Below are 23242 nucleotides of genomic sequence, written 5' to 3'. Positions count from 1 at the left end.
GTTCTCTTTTTTTTTGAATGGCATAAAGATAAAACTCATTCCCTCATAATATTGCGCTGTTGTTTGTTGACCTTGACTTACTAATTTAAAAAAAATATATACTGAATTTAATTTTTGGATCGTAGCACAAAACAAAATAGCGTTCGATGACATGTCAATATTATAATTGTACACCATTTTTTTAATCCGTCAGTTACAGTGTTATTTCTAAAATTTGAGTTGTTGTCAAAATTAATATTATGTTTTTCAGTATTGATATTTTTTCCGTTACTACTTTTTCTTCAAACTTGTATTTTATGTTCTTTTTCAACCTTAAATAGGGTTATATTAATGATTGTTCCTTTTAGGAACAATTCTAATAGGAGAACTTGTAAAAAATAAAGACAAAGGCCTAAATGCTTTTTTTAAAAGTGGAAATAACCTGCCATGGTGGGTGGTTTCTTTATCTTTAATAGTAACAAAAACAAATGTTTTTAAATTATAGTAGTTCCTGTTTCTATACTTTTTATGAATAGAAACTTAACCTATTTGCAAATGACTATTGGTTTTGCTTTATGTGTTATTAAAAGAATATTATGAAGAAGGTATTTTTAGTTCATACAATTTTATTCAAAATAGATTAGGTATAAAAACAAGTCAATTAGCACGTACCTTTTTATGATTGGTAAAACTATGAGTTAAGGTGTACAATTATTAAGTAGAGTTTTTGTGCTTATTATTATTACAGGGCAAAGTACAATTTCATGAATTTGCATTATTTGCTATTGTATGGTCTTATATTGGAGGCATAACAACTGTAGTTTGCACAGATACTATTCAACAACTAATATTAAAGTTGGAAATGTGGATACAGTAAAGTTAAGAGAATATATGGTTAACAATTGGGATCAATTTGATGCTGAGGAAATAGCGGATGATAAAGCTGATGTTTTAAAGCGTAGCAAGCGCATTTCTACATGGGGCTTTTACGATTTATGGAATGTAGCAACAGCAAAAGTAAAAGTAACTATTCCTAGAGAGAATGTATTGTCTTTTGAAACGAATATCTAAGTTGAATTTATATTTAATATCTCTCGTGTGTTAGGTTTCGATCCTTTAAACCCGTTCGATTTAAGTAAAGCGAAAACTATGGAGCGTAGACAATGTATGGAAACATATAAGTTTCTTAGAAAATATGTTCCAGGTTTTGAAAAACGCAACATTTGTAAGTACTCCACCGCATATTAGTTATCGGAAATTTTTTTAAATATTTGACTAGTAAAATTAATTTTCAGGTTTTTTCTACCAGTATTGGATTAAATAACATCCTGATTTGCTTATTGTTTTATGAGTTTTAATCAATAGTTTTTTTTAAGTAGGCAGGATATATAGTGGTTTATTTTAAAAAATCTGGGTTATTAAAACTCGGATTTGGATATTTATAAAATCCTTCTCCAGTAGAAACACCTAATTTGTTTTTATCTATATAATTCTCTTTTAAGTATTTTACTGTTTTTATTTTTAATTCATTTTTGGTCTTTTCAGCAGAAATTTTACCAATATTATAAGCAGAAGTGATACCAACAACATCAAGAATACCAAAAGGGCCTAAGGGTGCGCTAGTTGCTTTCATCCATGTTTTATCTATAGTTTCTTGGTCTGCAACGTCACCTACTAATAAATCTAGTGCAGAACTAAGCAATGGCACTAATAATGAATTTAGAATGTATCCTGGTTGCTCTTTATGTAAAGGTAAAGTTAGCATGCCAATGGCTTTAGCAAAGGCCACTACATCCTTAAAAACTTGTGGATCTGTTGTTGTATGTTCCATGATTTCTGCCGTGTTATGGAGCCATATTTTATTCGCAAAATGCAAAGCTAAAAATTTAGAAGGTCTTCCTGTTATTTTAGCAAATTGACTAGGTAAAAGTGTTGAAGAGTTGGTTGTGAAAACAGTTTTTTCAGGAGCAACTTTTGCTAATTTTTTGTAAAATTCTGTTTTTATTTTTGGGTCTTCTGGTACTGCTTCAATTAGTAAATCTGCATTTTTAACCGCTTCGGCTAAATCGGAAGTGTAGCTTAGGTCTTGGAAGGTTCGATCTAGCTGTTGTTGGGTTGCATTTAAATCTGTTTTATAGGCGTCGCTCAAACCATTAAATTTTGTTTTTGCTTTTTCCAAAACTTCATCATTAATGTCATAAACGGTAACATTGAATCCATGAAAAGCGGTTTGAAATGCAATTTGATATCCTAAAACACCACTTCCCGCGATGGTTATATTTTTGTAGCTCATTTCAATAGTTTTATGTTTAACTTTTTTGTTTTACTGTTCTAGTAGTACTCTAATACAAAGTTAATATATCCTATTAAGCCCAGTAATGACCTAAGTCATTATAATAAAAACAACCCTAATTTATAGCTATAAATTAGGGTTGTTTTTATTCAATTATTTTTAAGAAATTATACCCAATCTATTTTCTATTCTAATTGCGTATAGAGAGAAATAAGTTGTTTTTTTTTAGTGCTTTTTTTCTTATTTATTTTTCTTCTAACTCAAGGAGGTTGCTTTTTCCTTTAATAGTTTCGGGGTTTACAGTTGTTTTTATCACAATTGCATTATTTATTCCTTTAACTCCGAGAATTATTTCTGTTGCTTTTTTTGCGGCTTCTTTTTCATAAGGAAATGTTACTTCTCCAGAGAGGTTAACCCAACCATCACTAACTTCAATCTCTATTTTTGTTTCTGGTATAGCTGTATTCTCTTTAAAAGCATATACTATTGCTTTTGCAATTTCTAAATCTGTTTTTTGATAATCTGTACCATATTTTATTTCTATATCTTCTGCTACTGCTCTTACGCCTTTTACCTTTCTAACTGCTTTTTTTGCGGCTACTTTTATAGAAAAATCATCAACAACTCCAGTTAGCATTACTACGCCGTCTTCTACTACCACACCAATTTGGTTTTCTTCGATGTTAGGTTGAAATACCAACTCATCTAATATGTCTTGTTTAATTTGACAATCAGTTTTCATGTCTATTTATTTTTGATGAAACAATAATTTATTAGAAGTAAAGATATGCTGTTGAAGTAGTATTTAAAATGACTTATGTCAGTCTTTTAGAAAATAAAAATGTATTAATATTGTTATAATATAGTAAGGTTTTTATAAAAGAAAACCCTACAGTTAAGACTATAAGGAGTTCTAATACTATGTTAATATAAATTCTAGATTCATTTATCCATAAGTAATAACGTTTTAATTACCATTAGAATCGTTTGGTCTTTAGCTTCATCAAGACCGTCTGTTTTTTTTGAGTGTTTTTTTTATATTTTTAAGTGCGGATGAAGTATAGCGTGCCTAAGTGTTTTTATTACTAACGCATACTAAAAAGCTCTTGATGAAACCTATTAGATGGTAGTCCGTTTTTAAATAAGTCTTTTTGTAAGTCTTTACCAAATCCAATAGGCCCGCAGAACCACACACTAGCCGATTTCCATTCGGGAACTATTTCGCGCAATTTTTCCCCGTTTAGGTGGCCATCACGCTTATCAAGTATCACATGCAACGTAATATTAGCAGCGGCAGCATCGACAGTTAGTTTATTCAATACTTCAGGTTCTAGTTCGCTCGCACAATGGAATAAATCGATAACTTGAGAGCTTGGGTTGTGGGCAAGATGTTTCATTCTAGCAATAAATGGCGTTATACCAATTCCACCACCAATCCATATTTGACGTTTGGTCGTATCGTTGAAAGTGAAGCAACCATAAGGGCCTTCTATAATTACTTTATCTCCAATAATTAATTTTTCTGGTAAAAAATTGGTGTAATCGCCAAGTGCTTTGGTGATAAACATGATACGAGGATTGTTTGCATCCCAGTCTGAGGCGATAGTAAATGGATGCTGTCCTTCTTTCTTATCAAAGCTAACAAAAGCGAACTGACCACTCTTGTGGCCTTTCCATCCATCCTTTAGTAAGATCAAGGTTTCTAGCACCTTCATTTTTGGAAAATAATGTTGTGTTTCTATAGCGCCTTCAACCTTACGTCGTTTACCGAGTTGTCCAGTTAGCACAATTACAGCCGATATTGTACCTCCAATTAACAAAAGCCCCATTACAATTCCCAATGGTTGGCTCCATGAGGCAAAATCTAATAAAGCCACAGCATGGAATACCAAAGCTAGATAAACCACCGCGATTAGTGAATGTGTCTTTACGAAAATTTTATAGGGAAAGCGCTTAATTAGCGCTATCGTAATAAGTATAATTAGTGCATAAAAGGCCCATTCACCAATTAACTTGGCAGGACCGTGCAGACCATCAAGGAATGCTTGAACCTGATTAAGCGAGTCGGATTCTGAATGTGAACCAGCACCACGACGATGGCCACCTTCTATTAAACCTAGTTTGGTAAGCCAATGTGGAGCTTCTTTAGCAACCCAATGCAATACCACAGCAATTAGCCCAGTAATTCCTAACCATTTGTGAAGTCTATAAGATTTATCTAACCCGCCAAGCAAGGACTCAAGCCAAACTAGGCGAAGTGCAAGCACCATAGATATACTCATTACTCCAATGCCTATAACTCCAGAATATTGAATGAATAAATTACGAACAGTAATAAAATTAAGTGTACTAGGTAAAGGTAAACTTGCCAATACCCATAAACTTGTTAAGACTAAGAGTACGATCCAAAGCGATATTTTGACGTTCCTAAGCATGATGATGTAAATTTTGTTCTAACGAACAATTTTCTAGAGGAGTTAGCAAATAATTGTAGTGTTTTTTGCTAAATGCTATTGCTTTAAAAGCTGCTTCCATTGGTATAAATATTAATTATCCCCAATTAATTATCATAAATAAGGTTATTATAACTTGTGCTATTTTAGATGTGATCTTAGCATCCAAGCTGTTTTCTCGTGTTGTTCCATAAGTCCAGTTAGATAATCGCTAATACCATCAGCTTTCCATTTATCTGCAATAGGTTTTATTTCTTCTCTTAGAAAAATAATAATACTTTCATGGTCTTCTAATAATTCGGCAAATATACTTTGGCTATCATTTTTACCTTTTGTTTTTTCGGTAAGGTGTGTTAATTCAGAATATTTTTCTAAGCTTGCAGATACATAATGACCTATCATACGTATTTTTTCTGCTACAGTATCAACAACTTCTTGTTGCTCATTGTATAAGGTTTCAAGATAAAGGTGTACAGAGTGAAAATCTGGGCCTTCAATATTCCAATGGAAATTTAATATTTTTGAATATAAAACAAATTCATCTGCTAATACTATTGACAATTGATCTGCAATAGCTTGTCTGTTTTCATCTGAAATTCCGATGTTAGGAGTTTTCATTTTTTTCTAATTTTGAATTAATAATAATCCAAAGGTATTATAAGCCTAAAGTAATTACACTGACCTATATCAGTATGGGCTATCTTTTTAAATTTTAGTAAAAACTAATAAGTCGTAACGATATTTATAAACATTATTTAAGGAATTTTCTTCGGAAAAGCTTTTAATTTTCAGCTGAAGATATTGGTAAGGAAGTCTCTATTATGTTTCTTCTTTTCTGTAAATAGCGGTATCTTAAATAAGCCGACACATAGGCTATAAATAATAAAATTAAGAGGTGTATGATGTCATTAAAATAAAACGGACTATCAACACCCATTATTGTAAGTTTCTTCAGAAAAACAAAAAAGGGTCTTAAAGGAATAAGGTTTGAAATATATTGTATTAATAACGGCATTTCATTGATAGACCATGTAACACCTGTAATTAAAAAAACAGGGTAAGAGGTAAAGGCTATGACTTCCATAGCTCCTGTTTCGGTAGTAAAAAAAGAGGCAAAGAACCAACCGTACAATAATGTAGTTAAAATAAATAGGCATGATACTCCTAATAGTATAAATAAGTTACCATGAATAGGTAAATCGAAAAAAGGAAAAATAACTAAAAGTACTAATAGGGTATAGGCTAGAAAAATTAAGAAATGAATCCCGATTTTTCCGAATATATAATTTAGAAAGTTGTTTTTACTTTCTTCAAAACCAACTTGCATGAGTCCTTTTTCACGATCGGATGCTACACTTTCAGCCAAACCCATTAATAGTGTTTGGTGTAGAATTAGAAATAGCACGAACGGTAGTAAAAAATCACCATAATTATTAGTTGAGTTGTATACTGCATTTACCTTTATGGATACAGGATTTGCATATTCGTGAGCCAATTCTGGAGCAATTTGTTTGGATTTAAAAAAATCTTCTCGTGATTTAACTGCATAATCTAGAGCTACTAAATTAACCGCTTTGTTAATATCGTTAGAGGGTAGAAATCGTGTATTATTCAGTACCAATGCAATAGGTGAACTTTCTTTTAAAAGTAGCTTTTTTTCAAAACCTTTTGGAATATGCACATAACCTTGCACTTCAAAACTGGAGAGTCCATTTTTAGCTTCGAGCAAACTTGTGTAAGTATGGGTGAGCGCTACTTTTTGAGTTGTATTTAGTTTATTTAAAAATGATCTACTACTTTTTGTGTGGTCCATGTCTACCACACCAACGCTTACCTTTTCTTCATCTTTTTTTATATAAGTAGTACCAATTAAAAACAAGTATAGAAATGGAGCGGCAAATAAAACCAGAAGAATACTCTTATCATTAAGTATAAGGAGCGCTTCTTTTTTTATTAGTTTCCATATAATTTTTAGATTCATATCGCAGCTGTTTTTTTAACAGGAAAAATGAGTTTTCTGTTAATGGTTAATCCTGCTAAAATCAATACAAATGCCACCAATAGAAATACAAGTAATTTCCATATTTCTGGCCATATAAAATGGATAGGTGTATCTAATTGATAAATTTTAAGAAAACCCGTTAAAAAGTGGGTAAAAGGGATAATTTGAGCATATGCTGAATTTAACCACGGCATAGCCCAAATAGGAAAGGTAAACCCACTAAATACAAAGGCTGGCGAATTATAAAATATAGCTAAGTCGAGAGCTATGAGTTCCTTTTTAAATATGAGTGAAATTCCAAATCCGAGAAATATATTTACAGTAATTAGAAGAAAAATTAATAGTAATAAACTACCTATATTTCCATAAATGGGAATGTCAAAAAAAGGAAACAATATGGCTAAAACAATACCGCATAATCCTAAACTATAAATAGAATATGCAAAATATTTTCCGAAGAGCATGGATAATATATTTCCTTTTGAAATGGTATATAAATCTTGAAATGTTTCCATTTTCCATTCATTATTAAAAGCTCTTGAGGCCGCGATAAAAACAATCATTTGTAATAGAACAATTGCTAAACCCGGAATTAAATAATAACTGTAATTATATTGCGGATTACCTATAACTCTTGAGTTTACTGGTATTGGTAGAACTGTTCCTGATATTTTACTAGGATTTATTCCTAAAGGAGCAATTCGTTTTATTACAACCGAAGCGCTTACTAATTGTGTAATTTGAAGTGCCGATCTGTAAATTAGGTTTCCAAAAACAATGTTTGTGGAATTGGTATACACCTTTATCTGTACGGGTGTTTTTTTTAATACGTTTTTATAAAAATCCTTCGGAATATAGAATATACCTTCAACACCATTTTTTACAAAGGTGTTTTCAATGTTTTCGTCAGAGGTTATATAATGTGTTACTTTAAAAGTGGGTGAAGCTTCTAAGGATCTAATATAAGTTCGGCTTAAAGAGCTGTTGTCATTATCATAAACAGCAATAGGAACTTCTCTTAATGCGCCCTTAGAATAAATAGCACCAAGTATAAAAAACGCAACAAATGGAACTACAATAAATAAATTTCGTACAGATTTCTGCCGTGCCAATCGCAGCATTTCTCGCTTAAAAACTAGATATACACTCCAATTACTTAACATAATTCTATTTGTAAATTTGAATAGACATACCTGGTCTTAATTCCGTAATGCGGCTTTGAGGTTTTAAGTGAATTTCAAAAGTTTTTAGATCGTATTCTCCTTTAGCTTTTACAGGAACCCATGTAGCAAAATCTGCCATTGGCGAAATGTAACTCACTTTGAATTCAACTTCTTCATTACTTAAACCTGGTACTTTTGCTTTATAGATTTGATCCATTTTAAAATCCGCAAGATGATCTTCTCTCACATTGAATATAGCATAAATTTTTTCAGGAATTTGTATTGTTACAATAGGGTAGCCGGCAGCCATAACTTCACCAACTTCGGCAACTTGATTACTTATAATACCAGCGGTAGGAGCAACAATTTTTAACTCATCATAAAAAGCTTCTACTTCATTATAGGCACTTTGCGCAGATTCATAACTGCCATAGGCCGCACTAATATCTTCTTTTCTAGCTCCTTTTTTTGCCATTTCCCAAACCGATTTAGCAGCATTCATTTGCTCTTTAGCAGCATCGTATTTAAACTGAATTTCGTCCATTTCTTGTTTAGAAATAATGCTATCGGCATAAAGAGCTTGAAACCTTTTATATGTTTTTTCAGCGAAATCAAATTGACTTTTTGCCATTTGATATTGGTTTTGTAACGCATTTATTTCTTCTTTTCTAGCGCCGTATTCCGCTTTGTTAAATAAAGATTTGGCGGCATTAACCATACCTTGGGCTTGGCCTTTTTTTGCATTTAGAATATCGGGTTCTAGTGTTGCTAATAGTTGTCCTTCTTTTACAGTTGTCCCTTTTTCAACGAGAAGGGTGTGTACTCTTCCTGAAATTTCTGATGCTACATTAACTTCTGTAGTTTCTAGCATACCCGAATATATGGTCTGTTCTTCACTATTCGCTTTAAAGAAAAAGAAAACGATTGCAAAAACAATGATTATTATAGGTATGATTAATGTTATATATGCTTTTTTCATAATGAAGCTTATTTATTGATAAACGGTATTATTTTTTCTGGTTCTCCTGTAGAGGTGTAAAGGTTGGCAATAGCTTGGTAGTATTCATTAAGTGCTACCAATTGTTCTATTTTCGATTTTTTGTATAAGAGCGTGGCATCAATAACATCTATAGATTTTCCTAAACCTTCTTCAAATCGTCTCGTATTAATTCTTAAATTTTCTTTAGCCAATGCAACTGTTGCAGATAAGCTATTGTAAAGCTTTTGTTGATTTAGCGCATTCACGTAGTTAGATTGAACAAGTAAGTGAATTTGTTGTAAAGCATATTCCTTCGCATTTTTAACTTCTTTTTGTAAATGTTTTTTAGCTTTAAATTGGTGAATATCTTTAAACCCGTTAAAGATATTTATTTGGGCTTGCACCCCTACAATAAATTTAGGAGGAATAATCGAGAGCTCATCACGTACAATATTGTAACTACCAAAAGCAGCTATGTTGGGCATAAATTTAGATTTTTCTAAAGCAAGGGCTTGTTTTGCCATTTCTTCTTTTTGCCCAATTAAACCTAAAATTGGTTGTTTTTCATAAGCTGTATTCAATAACGCTCCAAAATCTAAATAAAGATCTCTATAAGCAATGCTGTCCATAACCTTAAACTGAAAATCATCAGGAACGTTCATTGTAGAGCGGAGAGCCATGATGGCTAAAGTCTCTTTATTAAGGTCGTTGTTTAAATCCTTTTGAGCGTTTGCTACAGCAACTTGCGCTCTTAATAATTCGTGTTTGGGAAGAATTTCTAACTGAACAGCACGTTCAGCTTGCTCTTTATGTTTCAACATACCATTATAAACGGCTTCACGAGTTTGTACAACTTGTTTTATAAGAACTAGGTTTAAATAGCGCTCAATAAGCTCATTCGCAATGTCATCTTTTACTTGTGTAAATTCAATGTTTGCCGAATTTAGCTCTGCTTTTGCGTATTTTTTAGCTGCAATTATTTTTCCGCCTGTAAATAAAGGTTGGGTTGCTACTAAAGCTGCTGTTGGGAATTGTTGGTTGTCTACCTCCATATTTGGGTAGGCTGGAAATTGGCCTAAAACACTAGATAGTGTACTAAAAGCACTTTCCGTACTAACACCAGAAAGACCTATTTCATCCCCATAGGCTGTTACAAATGCGGCACCATATTTAGCTCCTAGTTCATCTAAAGAACTCGAAATTTGGGAGGTGTTTACTTCTATGTTCTCGCTGAGGTAAGTATAACCACCCAACAAATTAATTGAAGGTAAAAAATTGCCTTTAGCCGCCTTGTCTTCATTTACTTTTTGTTGTATGCGCTCATTATATTGTTTAATTTTACTGTTGTTGGAGTAACTTAGTTCTAAGGCTTCAGAAATACTTATTACTTTCTCTTGTGCTTTCGCATAAGATGTGAGTATCACCATAAGTAGAAAAGTCATCTTTGCGAATCCTGCTTTACGTTTTGTTCTTACTCGATCTTTCATCTATTTATAAAAGTTTTATCTAATGTCTTGGCAAAGGTTTAATTCTTTAGAATGAATAAGTATGATTTAAATCATTATAACGAAATAATTTTACTTTTTTTTAATTTGAAATGTTTCTTAACCATAGACTTATACATCGTTTAAGGTGACTTTTTATAAAAAAAAATAATTTATAAGAAGCTTTTATTATAAGAGTAAGAGAATTCTGTTATGAATGGCAATATGTAGAAAACTATAAGTTTTGTTAATTACCCTGAAGTTATACTTTATAGCACTTTTTTTAAATAGTGAAAAGGTATCCCGATGGCAAATTTGTAAGTTATTTTTATTTTTGCTTAAGAGACATTGCTGCATAATAAGCCGCTCCGAGTAAAGCTGTATTATCGTTAAGAATAACATTTATAGGAACCATTTGTAAAAGAGAATTCATACGTCCAGATTGCATAAAATTATCAGTAAATACTTCACGATTTATTCCTTTTATAATTTTAGGCATAATACCTCCACCAATATAAATACCTCCAGTAGCTTTGAATTTTAAAGCAAGTTGGGCAGATTCTATAGCTAAAAACCGAACAAAAAGATCTAAGGTTTCTCCGCAAATAGTATCCGCTCCTTCTAAAGCCGTTTTTGTAATTACAGCTGCAGGGTCTTCTTTAGCCATTTTCGCTTTAAAAGCATCAGTTTCTTTTTCTCCACTAATATTACGTAATAGCTGATAGGTGTCGCGTATGCCTTGGCCAGAAAGTAGACGCTCCCAACTTACGTGCCCATATTTTTGTTGAAAATATTTCCAGACTTCAATATCAAAATCATTTCTTGGGCTAAAATCACAATGGCCTCCTTCGGTAGCGAAAGGATGATAAGCCTCACCATCCCAATACATACCAGCTTCACCCAAACCAGTACCTGGAGAAATAATTACAGCATTGCCTTCTATTTTTGAACCATATTTTAAAGGATCTAAATCTTTTTCTTTTAACGAGGCCAATCCATAGGCATTAGCTTGCATATCATTTATTAAAAAAATGGATTCTAAATTTAGTGCACTAATAAGTTCTTCGGTATCAATTTTCCAAGGGAAGTTGGTACCATGTACTTTGCCATTAGTTATAGGGCCTGCAACACCAAAACAAATACTATCTATTTGATCCATTTCTGCAACTTCAAAATCTTTTATAATTTCTAATAGTGAAGTATAAGTTTTTGTTTTATATGAATTTTGTTTAATTAGATATAGGTTGCCATCCTTGAACTCAAAAAGGGCGAGATTTGTTTTTGTACCGCCTATATCGCCTGCGAGAATGTTTCCTTTTTTATGACTTAAATTCGTTTTAGACCCTACAGCTAAAGGAATCAAAGGTTCATGAAGTATGGATAATGGGTGGTTTTCCTGAATTTTCATGATGTTGTGTTTTTAAGCTATGGTTATCGATGGATCTAAATAAATATCTTGAATAAGGTTAAGTAGTTTAACACCTTCTTTCATAGGTCTTTGAAATGCTTTTCTACCTGAAATTAATCCCATACCACCAGCTCTTTTGTTAATAACGGCCGTACGCACTGCAGCAGCAAAATCATCCTTACCAGAAGCGCCACCAGAGTTAATAAGTCCTGCTCGTCCCATATAGCAATTCGCGACTTGGTATCTCGTTAAATCAATAGGGTGATCGGTAGTTAATTTGTTATAAACAAGGTCGCTAGTTTTTCCAAAGTTTTTTAAAGAAAGAAAACCACCATTATTACTTGGTTGTTTTTGTTTAATAATATCCGCCTCAATGGTTACACCAAGGTGATTGGCTTGGCCAGTTAAATCGGCACTAACGGAATAATCTTTATCTGTTTTAAAGGCATCATTACGTAGGTAACACCAAAGTACTGTGGCCATACCTAACTCATGTGCACGTTTAAATGCTTTGCTAGTTTCTTGTATTTGTCTATCAGATTCTGGAGAACCAAAGTAAATGGTGGCTCCTACAGCTACAGCTCCCATGTTCCAAGCTTGTTCTACTTCGGCAAAATAGATTTGATCAAAAGTGTTTGGATACGTAAGTAGTTCGTTATGATTCAATTTTACTAAAAAAGGAATTTTATGGGCGTATTTTCTAGAAACTGCTCCAAGTACTCCAAGTGTTGAAGCTACGGCATTACAACCGCCTTCAATAGCTAGTTTCACTATGTTTTCTGGGTCGAAATACTCAGGGTTTGGTGCGAAACTAGCCCCTGCGGAATGTTCTACGCCTTGATCTACTGGTAAAAGCGAAAGATGTCCTGTTCCAGCAAGTCTTCCGTTATCAAATAGCTGTTGTAAGCTTCCTAAAACACGGTTTGATCTATCAGTTGATGCCATAATCCGATCATTGAAATCAGGGCCTGGTAGGTTAATCTTATCTTTAGAAATGGTTGTACATTCATGATCGAGTAGATATGATGTTTCTTCTTTTAAATATTTTTCAAGTTCCATAACTTTTGTTTTAATTTGTTTTTGTAATTGGTTTTTGTTCATTTATCCAATCGTAGAGTTTATCTGCATCTTCTTTATTGCAAAGTTGTGTGCCGTGATGCATTGTAGCAGCAGTACCGCATGCTACGCCATACCTTACCATATCTCCTAAAGTTCTACCCCATATTAAGCTCATAACCATACCAGCAACCATACTGTCGCCTGCGCCAATAGTACTTTTTTGGTGAACTACAGGAGCTGGAACATGAACTATTTCATTTTTAGTGGCTAGTAAGGCTCCTTTTGGACCAAGGGATACTACAATAATTTCGCAATCATGATTTTCTAAAAACTGTTTAGCTAAGGGTTTCAAGTCTAGGTGAGTTATAGAAGGAACTCCAGTGAGTACTCCTAATTCTGCTAAGTTGGGTTTTAGCATATAAACATGTGATTTTGCAGCTTTCATAAGTGCTTCACCTGAGGTGTCAAGAATAAATCGAGCTTCTTTTTTTTCTGCTATTTGGCTTACTTTTACATAAAAATCGTCCGGTATATGAGGCGGTAAATTTCCACTAGCTACTAAATAATCTCCTTTATTAAGAATACCTTCTAATTCCTTTAGAGCATTTTGCCATTCTTTTTCTTTTATAGCTGGGCCAGGCATTCCAAATCTATATTGCTGATTTGTGGTTGTGTCTGTAACTGCAAGATTTTCGCGCGTCCAACCTTCAATAGAAATTATAGATTGTTCTATATTTTGTTCGTTTAAAAGTTTTTTTAAATTTTCTCCAGAAGGGCCACCGGCAAAGTAGATGCAAAGCGATGAGCCTCCTAATTTATGAATGGCTCGAGATATGTTAATTCCACCACCACCTGCATCGAAAGTAGGTTCGGAACAACGTAATTTTGTATTGGGGCCAATTCCTGCTACGGTTGTACTTTTGTCAATCGCAGGGTTTACAGTAAGAGTGATTATTTTAGTCATTTTAAATCCTGTTTTTTTTGTGCTCTATTTTAATTGATAATGATCTGTTACGTTCAATTTGCTGTCAAACTCATACATATGGGGAACTCCTGTAGCGACTTCAACTTTAGCAATCTCGTCTGATGATATATGTTCTAGGTATTCTATAAGAGCTCTTAGTGAATTTCCGTGAGCTGATACTAATACCGTTTTATCTTTAGCTATTTCTGGAGCGATGGCTTCAAAAAAGTAATTGACTACTCTTTTTGATGTATCTTTTAGGGATTCTCCTAAGGGTAAGCCAGATACATCTAAATCTTTATAATTTGGGTCGAATTTTGGATTTCGCTTATCATTGCAGGAAAGGCTAGGAGGAGCAGCATCGTAACCTCTTCGAACACTTAGAAAGTAATCTTCTCCTACCTCTTTTAGCACTTCATCTTTATTTTTGCCTTGCCAATCTCCATAATGTCTTTCGTTCAGTTTCCAGCTATATTGGCAGTTTACATGCATCATTTCTGCTGTTTCTAATAAAAGCCATGCTGTTCTAATGGCTCTTTTTAGGTATGAAGAAAAACAAATGTCAATATCAATATGATTTGATTTTATAAGTTTTCCTGCTTTTTTTGCCTCATTAATTCCTTCTGGAGCTAAGTCGACGTCTGTCCATCCTGTAAAAACATTTTTTACGTTCCATAGACTTTTTCCATGTCTTACTAATATTAATCTTCCCATAATGGTTGTATTTTAATTTTTTTAATTGAAGAATTAATCTTTATTATCGGGATTTACAAACGTTTTAGCTTCATCTAATTGAGAAATATCAAAATAACGTTCTTGTCTTCCTTTACTCGCTCTGGCGAAAAAAATGTTATCAATAGGAACCAATGCCTTCAAAACTTTATTATGAGCAACTATTGCTAATTGGCCTAATGCTTTATAATTTCTAAGTAGCCAAAGTGAATCTTCAAAAAAGGCTTTTATATTGCTATTTGAAATTTTCATTTCATCTAATTTTACCAATACATTTATCTGTTCAAAGCCCTGTTTTATTTTTTTATTAAAGAGCTTTTGGCAAAGCTTTTCGTCGGTTTCTGTAAATCCATCGATAACTTCAATGAATAGTACATTGTTATCGAATTTTTCAATTTGTTCTATCATGATTATTATATTTAAATCTACTTTCAGTTTTAAACTAAAAAGTAGATTCTTTTAATTTAAATACATTTAATTTCATTTGAACAGATTTGACCTTTTTCAAAGTGTCCCAAATTTTCAAAAGTAGTATTCGCTATATTTTTTAGTGCCGTATCTGTCAAGAAAGCTTGGTGACTACTAATTAAAACATTTTTAAGCGTCATCAATCGCGCCATGGAGTCATCAAGAAGAATATCGTCAGAATGGTCTTCAAAATAAAGTCCTTTTTCCTCTTCATAAACATCCATTCCAAAATAGCCAATTTTGCCAGATTTAAGTCCGTTGATAACATCTTGTGTTTTTACTAAACCTCCACGACCAGCATTGATTAGCATCACACCTTTTTTCATCGTTAAAATTCTCTCTTCATTTATTAAATGGTGAGTTACGGTATTTAGTCTAGCATGCAAGGTTATAATATCAGATTGTTTACAAAGTTCATCTAGACTGGTATAAGTCACGCCGTATTGTAGGGATAAAAGGGGGTCTTCTATAAAATCATAGGCGAGTAGTTTACAACCAAATCCATGTAAAATCTTGGCCACGATATGACCTATTTTACCCATACCAATAATACCAACCGTTTTACCGTTCATATCAAAACCGACTAGCCCGTTCAAAGAAAAATTCATTTCCATAATTCTATAGTGGGTACGAATTAATTTTCGATTCAGCGCAAGCATAATACCTACAGTAAATTCGGCAATAGCATAAGGAGAATATTCGGGTACTCGAGCCATGCGAATACCTAGTTTTTGTGCATGTGGTACATCTATATTATTATAACCTGCGGAACGTAGCGCTATATAACGAACACCAAGTTCATGCAATCGATCTAAAACAGGGGTAGATGCATCATCTTCGGTAAAAATGCATATAGCCTTACAACCTTTTGCTAGCTCAACTGTATCTTTAGATAAGTATGTGTCGAACATTTTTAAGGTATGCTTGCCATTATTGGCACTTTCTAAATATTCTTTTTCCCAATTGTGGGTATTAAATATGGCTATTTTCATTTTTAATTATTAGGTGCTCAAATTAAACAAACTAGAAACTAATACCCTGTAAGTGTTTTACGCAAAGCATGAAAACTGTAGGGTATAAGTGCTTTTTGTAATTTTTCTAAAGTGATTACTTTATTTGTGCTTACCGTCATTTCTTCTGGGTAAGCTTCTGTATTAAATATTACATCTGCTATTTCAGGCATTTTTAATAAAACTTTTTTCACTTTTGCTCTGTCTTTTTCATTTTTAGTGTTGATAGTAAAGACCATACCGTGAATGCCTGGTATTAAATTTTTTTCTAGAAATCCCATGACTTTGGTTTTTAAGGTTCTTAATTAAAGTGGTTTAGTTACTACTTTCTGCCATGCCAAATGTGGCTTTGTTTTTCTCTGCGCTATTAATGTTTTTAATACCTGAAATCAACGCATCTGGATTAAAGGATATAGAGTTTATTCCTTTTTCTACAAGAAACTGGGCAAACTCGGGAAAATCACTTGGTGCCTGACCACAAAGTCCAATTTTAGTGTTGGTTTTATGTGCGGATTCAATGACCATTGCAATCATTTTTTTAACTCCTATATCATTGATGTCAAAGATGTCACTCAATAATTCAGAGTCTCTATCTACACCTAATGTCAATTGTGTCAAATCGTTTGAGCCAATTGAAAATCCATCAAAGAATTCAGCAAATTGTTCTGCTAAAATGATGTTATTAGGTATTTCGGTCATCATATAAAGCTGAAGTCCATTTTCACCTCGTTTCAAACCGTTTTTTTCTAAAACCTCTACCACTTTTGCAGCTTCTTTTAGTGTACGGCAAAATGGAATCATAACTTTTACGTTGGTTAATCCCATAGTTTCTCGTACTCTTTTTAATGCTTTACATTCTAATGCAAAAGCATCTTGGTATTTAGGATTGTAGTATCTAGAAGCACCTCTAAAACCTAACATTGGGTTCGATTCTACGGGTTCAAACTCAGTGCCGCCTATTAAGCTGGCATATTCGTTGGTTTTAAAATCACTAGTACGAACAATGACGTCTTTTGGATAAAAGGCTGCTGCTATAGTTCCGATACCTTCAGCAAGTTTGTGTACAAAATAATCTGACTTGTCTGGATAGTGATGTGTTAGTTTCTGGATTTTATCCTTAACCGCTTGGTCTTTCAATGTATCAAAATGCTTCAAGGCCATAGGGTGAATTTGGATAGAGTTGTTAATAACGAACTCCATTCTCATCAATCCAACTCCTGCGGAAGGGTAAAACGAAAATTTGAATGCTTGGTCTGGATCTGCCAAAATAAGCATAGGTTGGGTTTTTGGTTTTCCTAAGGTAGTTAGGTCTATTTCGGTTTCATTCCATTCTAAAAGTCCATCGTAAACGATACCTGTATCTCCTTCTGCGCAAGAAATAGTTATTTCTTGTCCGTCTTTAATCACTTCTGTAGCATTGTTACTTCCTACTATTGCAGCCGCACCTACTTCACGAGCAACGATAGCCGCATGGCTGGTTCGTCCACCTTGATTTGTAACAATACCTGCTGCTTTTTTTAGAATTGGATCCCAATCGGGGTTGGTGCGTTCGGTAACCAATATTTCACCTTTTTGAAGCTTATCAGATTCTTTTGGGCTATGTAATATTCGGGCTTTACCCGATGCTATTTTGTTTCCCAAACCCATTCCATGAGTAATTTCTTTACCTTTTTTTAGTAAGGTATAGGTGTTGATTTTTAATTTATTCGTTTTGGCACTCTGAACAGTTTCGGGTCTAGCTTGAACAATGAAGAGTTCGTTTGTTTGTCCGTCTTTTGCCCATTCAATATCCATAGGGCGTTTGTAGTGATCCTCAATAATTAATGACCATTGTGCCAGTTTTATTACTTCGGCATCCGTAAGTACATATTGTTCTTGTTTCTCCATAGGAGTATCAAGATTTATTATTCCACTACCAGATTTATCATAAACCATGGTTTTTTCTTTGCTACCTAAATGTCTAGAAACAATTGGTTGTTCTACATCATTTTTTAAGGCAGGTTTAAAGACGAAATAATCATCAGGATTAATGCTACCCTGAACAATATTTTCACCAAGACCATAAATACTCGAAACCATTACTACTTGGTCGAAACCAGTATCTGGATCTAAAGTGAAGTTTACTCCAGAAGCTCCTAAATCTGAACGTACCATCATTTGTACACCAATGGAAAGAGCCACTTTGGTATGGTCAAAGCCATTGTCTTCTCTGTATTTAATTGCACGATCTGTAAATAGTGATGCGTAACATCTTTTACAGGCATCAATAAGATCTTTTTTGCCTTTTATGTTCAAATAACTCTCTTGCTGGCCAGCAAAACTGGCAGTGGGTAAGTCTTCGGCTGTAGCACTACTTCGCACCGCCAATGAAATATTACCTTTATATTTTTTAGATAGAGCATCGTACCCTTCTTCAATATCATCTTTAATATCTTGAGGAAGTTCTGTATCTAGAATAGCCTTTCTTACAGTAGCTCCAATTGCTTTTAAATTAGAAAATTTTTTGGTATCTAATTTTGCTAAGTAGCCAAAAATCTCATCTTGTATATGTACTTCTTGTAAAAAGTGCCAATATGCTTCTGCGGTAGTAGCAAAGCCATCGGGAACCTGAACACCTTTAGAGGTGAGCTTTTGAAACATTTCCCCAAGAGAAGCATTTTTGCCTCCTACAATTGGTACATCGTTAATGTCAATTTCGTCAAAGTAACGTATGTAATTTTTCATCTCTATTTTTTTTGGGGTCGTTCCCGACCAAGATTAACTATACGAATATCCGATATTTTTATGCCTACCAAAATGACCTAGGTCATTTAAGAAAAAATAAGTAGCATGACCTAGGTCATGCCTATTCGCCATTAAGAGCTATAATTTTACACTTCATTTATAAGTAAAAAAGTATGGCAACGGTCTTGAAAAATAACAGTAAGTCTATTTTAGGTAAAGTAGTTGCTGTGAGAGGAAGTGTGGTAGATATTTGGTTTGATAATAACCTGCCATCTATTAATACTTTAATTCACACAGGGCCAGATAACGCCATTGCTATTGAGGTTTTGGCTCAATTAGACGAGAATAGAATTCGGGGTATTGCTTTAACTCCAACACAAGGATTGGCAAGGGGTATGCAGGCTGAAACAGATGGCGAACAGTTGTCCGTTCCTGTAGGCAAAGAAATCATGGGGCGTATGTTCGATGTCTTTGGTAATACTATTGACCACGGAGAGGTTTTGCCAGAGTTGCCACGGAAAAGTGTACACCAACTGCCTCCACCATTATCTAAACGATCTACAAAATCTGAAATTTTTGAAACAGGAATAAAGGCTATCGATGTTATGGTACCCTTACAACATGGTGGTAACGCCGGTTTGTTTGGTGGTGCAGGTGTTGGTAAAACCGTATTGCTTACCGAGATGATACATAATATGGTAGGCTACCATCAAGGTATAAGTATGTTTTGCGGTATTGGCGAACGTTGCCGTGAAGGCCATGAGTTATACCACGATATGAAAAAAGCCAATGTATTGAAAGACATGGTAATGATGTTTGGACAAATGAACGAACCACCTGGAGCTCGTTTTAGAGTAGGACATGCCGCTCTGACTATGGCTGAATATTTTAGGGATGATGAGCATCGTGATGTACTTTTACTTATAGATAATGTGTTCCGTTTTATTCAAGCAGGAATGGAAGTTTCTGGTCTTATGGGGCAAATGCCATCAAGATTGGGTTACCAGCCTACTTTGGGTACAGAACTTTCTAAACTAGAAGAACGTATTGCAAATACTAATACAGGAGCTATTACTAGTATACAAGCGGTTTATGTACCTGCGGATGATCTTACAGATCCTGCAGCTGTGCATACGTTTTCTCACCTTTCAGCTTCATTAACCTTGTCAAGAAAAAGAGCAGGAGAGGGACTTTTTCCAGCTATAGATTTATTACAATCTAGTTCTAAAATGGCTACACCAGGAATTATAGGTGAACGCCATTATCATCTTTTACAGCAAATAAAGCAAACATTAGCTCAATATGAAGAGTTGAAAGATATCATTGCCATGTTAGGTTTAGAACAACTTTCCGTAACGGATCGTGCTACTGTAAACCGAGCAAGACGTCTAGAACGGTTCTTTACGCAGCCTTTCTTTACAACGGAACAGTTTAGCGGACTAAAAGGAAAAGGAGTGAAATTAGCAGATGCGCTTGACGGTTGCGAACGTATTCTTAAAGATGAATTTAAAGATTTGCCAGAGCGAGCTTTCTATATGGTAGGAACAATTGATGAAGCCATAGAAAAAGCAAAAAAAGAATCAAAGAAAGAAGAAACGAAACCTGATGAAGAAAAAACAAGCACTACTAAAAAGGAAACAGCTAAAGTATAAACTGAGAATTAAAAATAATGGATCTACATATATTACTTCCGTTTAAGATATTTCTGAAAATTTCAGGAGTACGGCGTATTGTGGTAGATACCAATGCCGGTTCATACGGTTTTTTACCAAATCGATTAGATTGTGTTGCTGCTCTAGTTCCTGGAATATTGATTTATGAAACAAAGGAAGGCGAAGAGCATTTTGTAGCCATGGATGAAGGTTTACTGACAAAGCGAGAAGGTTTTGTTGAAATATCTGTACGAAATGCAATTGCGGGAGCTAATCTAGGAAAACTTAGAGATGCCGTAGAAAGCGAGTTTGTAAACTTAGATGAAGAAGAAAGGGATGTACGGAAAGCTGTAGCCAAATTAGAAAGTGAATTTATTCATGGTATTAAAAAACTACATCAATCATGAAACCAAATACAGAAGATAAGAAAAGCGAAAAAGGCTTTTTAGAAGAGGTTAGAAATAAAGAACAATACATGCTGAATGCTCGAGAAGAAGAAAAAAGGAGTGAGTGGAGAGGTTTTGGGGTATTTGGTATTATAGGTTGGTCCGTATCGGCACCTACTGTATTTGGAGCTGTTTTGGGGATGTGGTTAGATAAGAACTATCCGCAAACGTTTTCCTGGACATTAACCTTGCTAATAGCTGGTTTATTTGTGGGTTGTGCTATTGCTTGGCAGTGGGTAGACAAAGAAAATAAATCAATGCACGAACATAAAAAAAATAAAGATGAATGATTTAGTTATAACAGTATTAGTCCTTTTTGGAGGCTCTTGTTTAGGATTTCTATTCTTTGGTGGACTTTGGCTCACTTCAAAAAAAATGTTGCATTCTAAAAATCCAGTATTATGGTATTTGGGAAGTTTCTTTGTAAGATTAAGTGTTACCCTTTTAGGGTTTTATTATATGGGTCAAAACAATTGGAAGTATATGGTATGCTGCCTTTTGGGCTTTATAACGGCACGTTTTATTGTTATTCGTTTAACGAAAACTAAAGTAATGAAACCCATTAATTAAAAAAATAATAAGATGGAACTAAGTCCCGACGAAACAATTTTTTGGCAACATGGTTTTATAACCATAAACCTTACGCTAGTAACCACATGGGTTTTAATACTTATATTGGTTTTAGCTTCTATTTTGGTAACCAGAAAATTGCGTACAGATTTAAAAATATCACGGTGGCAATGTGTTTTAGAAATGTTAGTAACCACTATGAACCAACAGATAAAGGAAGTGGGACTTAAAAATTCTGAAAAATTTCTTGGGTTTATTGGTACCATGTTCATTTTTATCGCCTTTTCGAATTTATGCATCATTATTCCAGGTTATGAACCTCCTACAAGTTCGCTTTCCACTACTGCAGCTTTAGCTATATGTGTTTTTCTAGCGACACCTATTTTTGGAATTTCAGAAAGTGGGATTTTAGGGTATTTAAAAACCTATATAGAACCCACATTTATGATGCTTCCGTTTAATATTATTAGTGAGCTGTCTCGAACGTTGGCATTAGCAGTACGTCTCTTTGGTAATATTATGAGCGGTGGTCTTATTATAACAATTCTTTTGAGTATTGCACCGCTGTTCTTTCCGGTTTTAATGACTGTTTTAGGACTTTTAACAGGAGTTATACAAGCTTATATATTTAGCATTTTGGCAACTGTTTATATCGCTGCAGCAACCGAAGAATCTGATAGGCATAAGGAGAGAAAAAATAAAATTAAGAATACATCTAAAATGGTAATTGAAGCTAAATAAGTAGTGGCTAAAATGGTCTTGAAAATTTAATTCAAAATAAAAATTTAAAAATAAAAAAAACAAATATTATGGATAATTCAACATTAATCGCGGTGGCCTCAATTGTTACTGCAGGTTTAACAACAGGCATTGGCTGTATGATTCCAGCTTTGGGGCAAGGAAAAGCTATTTCATCGGCCTTAAGTTCAATGGCTCAACAACCAGATGCAAGTCAAACGGTTACGCGGACTCTTTTTGTAGGGCTCGCCATGCTTGAATCATTAGCAATCTATTCTTTTGTGATCTCAATGATTCTACTTTTTGCAAATCCTTTCTGGAACTTTATTATCGCTAAATAATTAAAAATGGAAATTAACTGGTTTACGTTCATTGCCCAAATCATCAATTTTTTAGTGTTGATGTGGTTATTAAAACGCTTTCTTTATAAGCCCATTTTATCGGCAATCGATGAACGGGAAACTAAAATAAAGAACCAACTTTTAGATGCTGAATCTCAAAAGAGAGATGCCGCAAAAGAAAAAGATGAATTCAAAGTTAAAAATGAAACTTTTAGTATAGAAAAGGATGCATTAATGCAGAAGGCAGCAGAAGAGGCCAAAGCAGAAGGCGATAGACTTAAGGAAAATGCAAGACATGAAGCCAATAATCTTAAAGATGAATTAGAAAAAGCTTTTACAAAAGATCAAGCTGTAAAAAATAAGAACATGGCAAAACGTATAGGAGATGAGGTTCTTGATATTACAAGGAAAACATTGATAGATCTGTCTTCTGCGAACTTAGAAGAGCAAACGCTAGAGGTTTTTTTAAAAAAAATGAAGGGTTTAGATGGTGATGAGAAAGTAAGATTTTTAGAAGCTTTAAAAGGCAGTAAATCTATATTGGTACAAAGTGCTTTTCCATTGTCTACCAACCAACAAGCTTCGATTAAGAAATCTTTAAAAGAATTATTTGAAAAAGAAAATTCTTATGAATTTAAAGTTCAACCCGAATTGATTAATGGTATTGAAATTTTGGCAAATGGCTACAAATTGTCTTGGAGTATTTCTGATTATTTAAAATCTTTTGAAGACCATGCTGAAACAGGTAAAGCCTTAGAAATATAAATGAAATCTAAA

At 33.9% G+C, this 23242-nt stretch carries 24 protein-coding genes; 8 read left to right on the top strand and 16 right to left on the bottom strand.

The window, feature by feature from the left end:
* The first annotated feature begins 843 nt into the window (after positions 1-843).
* Positions 844-1050 (top strand): hypothetical protein, encoded by a 207-nt coding sequence (locus M4I23_RS07450; protein WP_249753980.1) that lies wholly within the window; start codon positions 844-846, stop codon positions 1048-1050.
* Between the two features lie 325 nt (positions 1051-1375).
* On the opposite strand, the gene M4I23_RS07445 is transcribed toward M4I23_RS07450, so the two are convergent.
* The 16 genes from M4I23_RS07445 to ppsA form a co-directional block, all read right to left on the bottom strand.
* On the bottom strand, positions 1376-2272 hold the full coding sequence (locus tag M4I23_RS07445; RefSeq protein ID WP_249753979.1) for a 3-hydroxyacyl-CoA dehydrogenase: 897 nt from the start codon (positions 2270-2272) through the stop codon (positions 1376-1378).
* A gap of 244 nt (positions 2273-2516) precedes the next feature.
* Complete coding sequence (locus M4I23_RS07440; RefSeq protein ID WP_249753978.1) at positions 2517-3014, bottom strand: BON domain-containing protein; 498 nt, start codon at positions 3012-3014, stop codon at positions 2517-2519.
* 343 nt (positions 3015-3357) lie between these two features.
* Entirely contained in the window at positions 3358-4644 is a 1287-nt protein-coding gene (locus M4I23_RS07435) for a ferric reductase-like transmembrane domain-containing protein (protein ID WP_249753977.1), read from the bottom strand.
* A 222-nt stretch (positions 4645-4866) separates the two neighbouring features.
* Positions 4867-5343, bottom strand: coding sequence for a Dps family protein (locus M4I23_RS07430; protein WP_249753976.1), 477 nt, complete (start codon positions 5341-5343; stop codon positions 4867-4869).
* Positions 5344-5506: 163 nt separating this feature from the next.
* Positions 5507-6706: an ABC transporter permease gene (locus M4I23_RS07425; protein ID WP_249753975.1), complete on the bottom strand. Its 1200-nt coding sequence runs from the start codon at positions 6704-6706 to the stop codon at positions 5507-5509.
* Positions 6703-7890 carry an ABC transporter permease gene (locus M4I23_RS07420; RefSeq protein WP_249753974.1) on the bottom strand — a complete coding sequence of 396 codons (1188 nt, stop codon included), beginning with the start codon at positions 7888-7890 and terminating at the stop codon, positions 6703-6705. Before M4I23_RS07420 ends, M4I23_RS07425 begins: the two co-directional genes overlap by 4 nt.
* Positions 7891-7894: 4 nt before the next feature.
* Positions 7895-8869, bottom strand: coding sequence for an HlyD family secretion protein (locus tag M4I23_RS07415; RefSeq protein WP_158849226.1), 975 nt, complete (start codon positions 8867-8869; stop codon positions 7895-7897).
* Between the two features lie 8 nt (positions 8870-8877).
* Positions 8878-10356, bottom strand: coding sequence for a TolC family protein (locus tag M4I23_RS07410; protein WP_249753973.1), 1479 nt, complete (start codon positions 10354-10356; stop codon positions 8878-8880).
* Between the two features lie 325 nt (positions 10357-10681).
* A complete protein-coding gene (gene glk, locus M4I23_RS07405; protein WP_249753972.1) occupies positions 10682-11761 on the bottom strand; it encodes a glucokinase in 1080 nt (359 codons plus the stop codon).
* Between the two features lie 12 nt (positions 11762-11773).
* On the bottom strand, positions 11774-12820 hold the full coding sequence (locus M4I23_RS07400; RefSeq protein ID WP_158849233.1) for a class I fructose-bisphosphate aldolase: 1047 nt from the start codon (positions 12818-12820) through the stop codon (positions 11774-11776).
* 10 nt (positions 12821-12830) lie between these two features.
* Entirely contained in the window at positions 12831-13784 is a 954-nt protein-coding gene (locus tag M4I23_RS07395) for a 1-phosphofructokinase family hexose kinase (RefSeq protein WP_249753971.1), read from the bottom strand.
* Between the two features lie 24 nt (positions 13785-13808).
* Entirely contained in the window at positions 13809-14498 is a 690-nt protein-coding gene (locus M4I23_RS07390) for a 2,3-diphosphoglycerate-dependent phosphoglycerate mutase (protein ID WP_249753970.1), read from the bottom strand.
* Between the two features lie 33 nt (positions 14499-14531).
* On the bottom strand, positions 14532-14924 hold the full coding sequence (locus M4I23_RS07385; protein WP_249753969.1) for an STAS/SEC14 domain-containing protein: 393 nt from the start codon (positions 14922-14924) through the stop codon (positions 14532-14534).
* A gap of 56 nt (positions 14925-14980) precedes the next feature.
* Entirely contained in the window at positions 14981-15976 is a 996-nt protein-coding gene (locus M4I23_RS07380; protein WP_249753968.1) for a 2-hydroxyacid dehydrogenase, read from the bottom strand.
* A 38-nt stretch (positions 15977-16014) separates the two neighbouring features.
* Positions 16015-16275: a heavy metal-associated domain-containing protein gene (locus M4I23_RS07375; RefSeq protein ID WP_249753967.1), complete on the bottom strand. Its 261-nt coding sequence runs from the start codon at positions 16273-16275 to the stop codon at positions 16015-16017.
* Between the two features lie 34 nt (positions 16276-16309).
* The gene (gene ppsA / locus M4I23_RS07370; RefSeq protein ID WP_249753966.1) at positions 16310-18718 is read right to left on the bottom strand and encodes a phosphoenolpyruvate synthase; all 2409 of its coding nucleotides are present in this window, start codon (positions 18716-18718) and stop codon (positions 16310-16312) included.
* Positions 18719-18891: 173 nt separating this feature from the next.
* Between ppsA and atpD the strand changes: the two genes are divergently transcribed.
* The 7 genes from atpD to M4I23_RS07335 all read left to right on the top strand — a co-directional run bounded on the left by atpD (position 18892) and on the right by M4I23_RS07335 (position 23230).
* Entirely contained in the window at positions 18892-20370 is a 1479-nt protein-coding gene (gene atpD / locus M4I23_RS07365; RefSeq protein WP_158849247.1) for a F0F1 ATP synthase subunit beta, read from the top strand.
* A 17-nt stretch (positions 20371-20387) separates the two neighbouring features.
* Positions 20388-20777, top strand: a complete 390-nt coding sequence (locus M4I23_RS07360) for a F0F1 ATP synthase subunit epsilon (protein WP_249753965.1) — start codon at positions 20388-20390, stop codon at positions 20775-20777.
* Complete coding sequence (locus M4I23_RS07355; protein WP_249753964.1) at positions 20774-21106, top strand: AtpZ/AtpI family protein; 333 nt, start codon at positions 20774-20776, stop codon at positions 21104-21106. Before M4I23_RS07360 ends, M4I23_RS07355 begins: the two co-directional genes overlap by 4 nt.
* Positions 21099-21386: an ATP synthase subunit I gene (locus tag M4I23_RS07350; protein WP_249753963.1), complete on the top strand. Its 288-nt coding sequence runs from the start codon at positions 21099-21101 to the stop codon at positions 21384-21386. The genes M4I23_RS07355 and M4I23_RS07350 overlap by 8 nt, the downstream gene beginning before the upstream one ends.
* Positions 21387-21398: 12 nt before the next feature.
* Positions 21399-22127, top strand: a complete 729-nt coding sequence (locus M4I23_RS07345; protein ID WP_158849256.1) for a F0F1 ATP synthase subunit A — start codon at positions 21399-21401, stop codon at positions 22125-22127.
* A 68-nt stretch (positions 22128-22195) separates the two neighbouring features.
* Positions 22196-22465 carry a F0F1 ATP synthase subunit C gene (locus M4I23_RS07340; protein WP_158849258.1) on the top strand — a complete coding sequence of 90 codons (270 nt, stop codon included), beginning with the start codon at positions 22196-22198 and terminating at the stop codon, positions 22463-22465.
* 6 nt (positions 22466-22471) lie between these two features.
* Positions 22472-23230 (top strand): F0F1 ATP synthase subunit delta, encoded by a 759-nt coding sequence (locus tag M4I23_RS07335; RefSeq protein ID WP_249753962.1) that lies wholly within the window; start codon positions 22472-22474, stop codon positions 23228-23230.
* The last annotated feature ends 12 nt before the right edge of the window (positions 23231-23242 follow it).

The organism is Algibacter sp. L4_22 (genome assembly GCF_023473045.1).
Classification (GTDB): Bacteria; Bacteroidota; Bacteroidia; order Flavobacteriales; family Flavobacteriaceae; genus Algibacter.
Note: the sequence above shows the minus strand (reverse complement) of the source record. Positions and strands in the feature narration are given on the sequence as shown.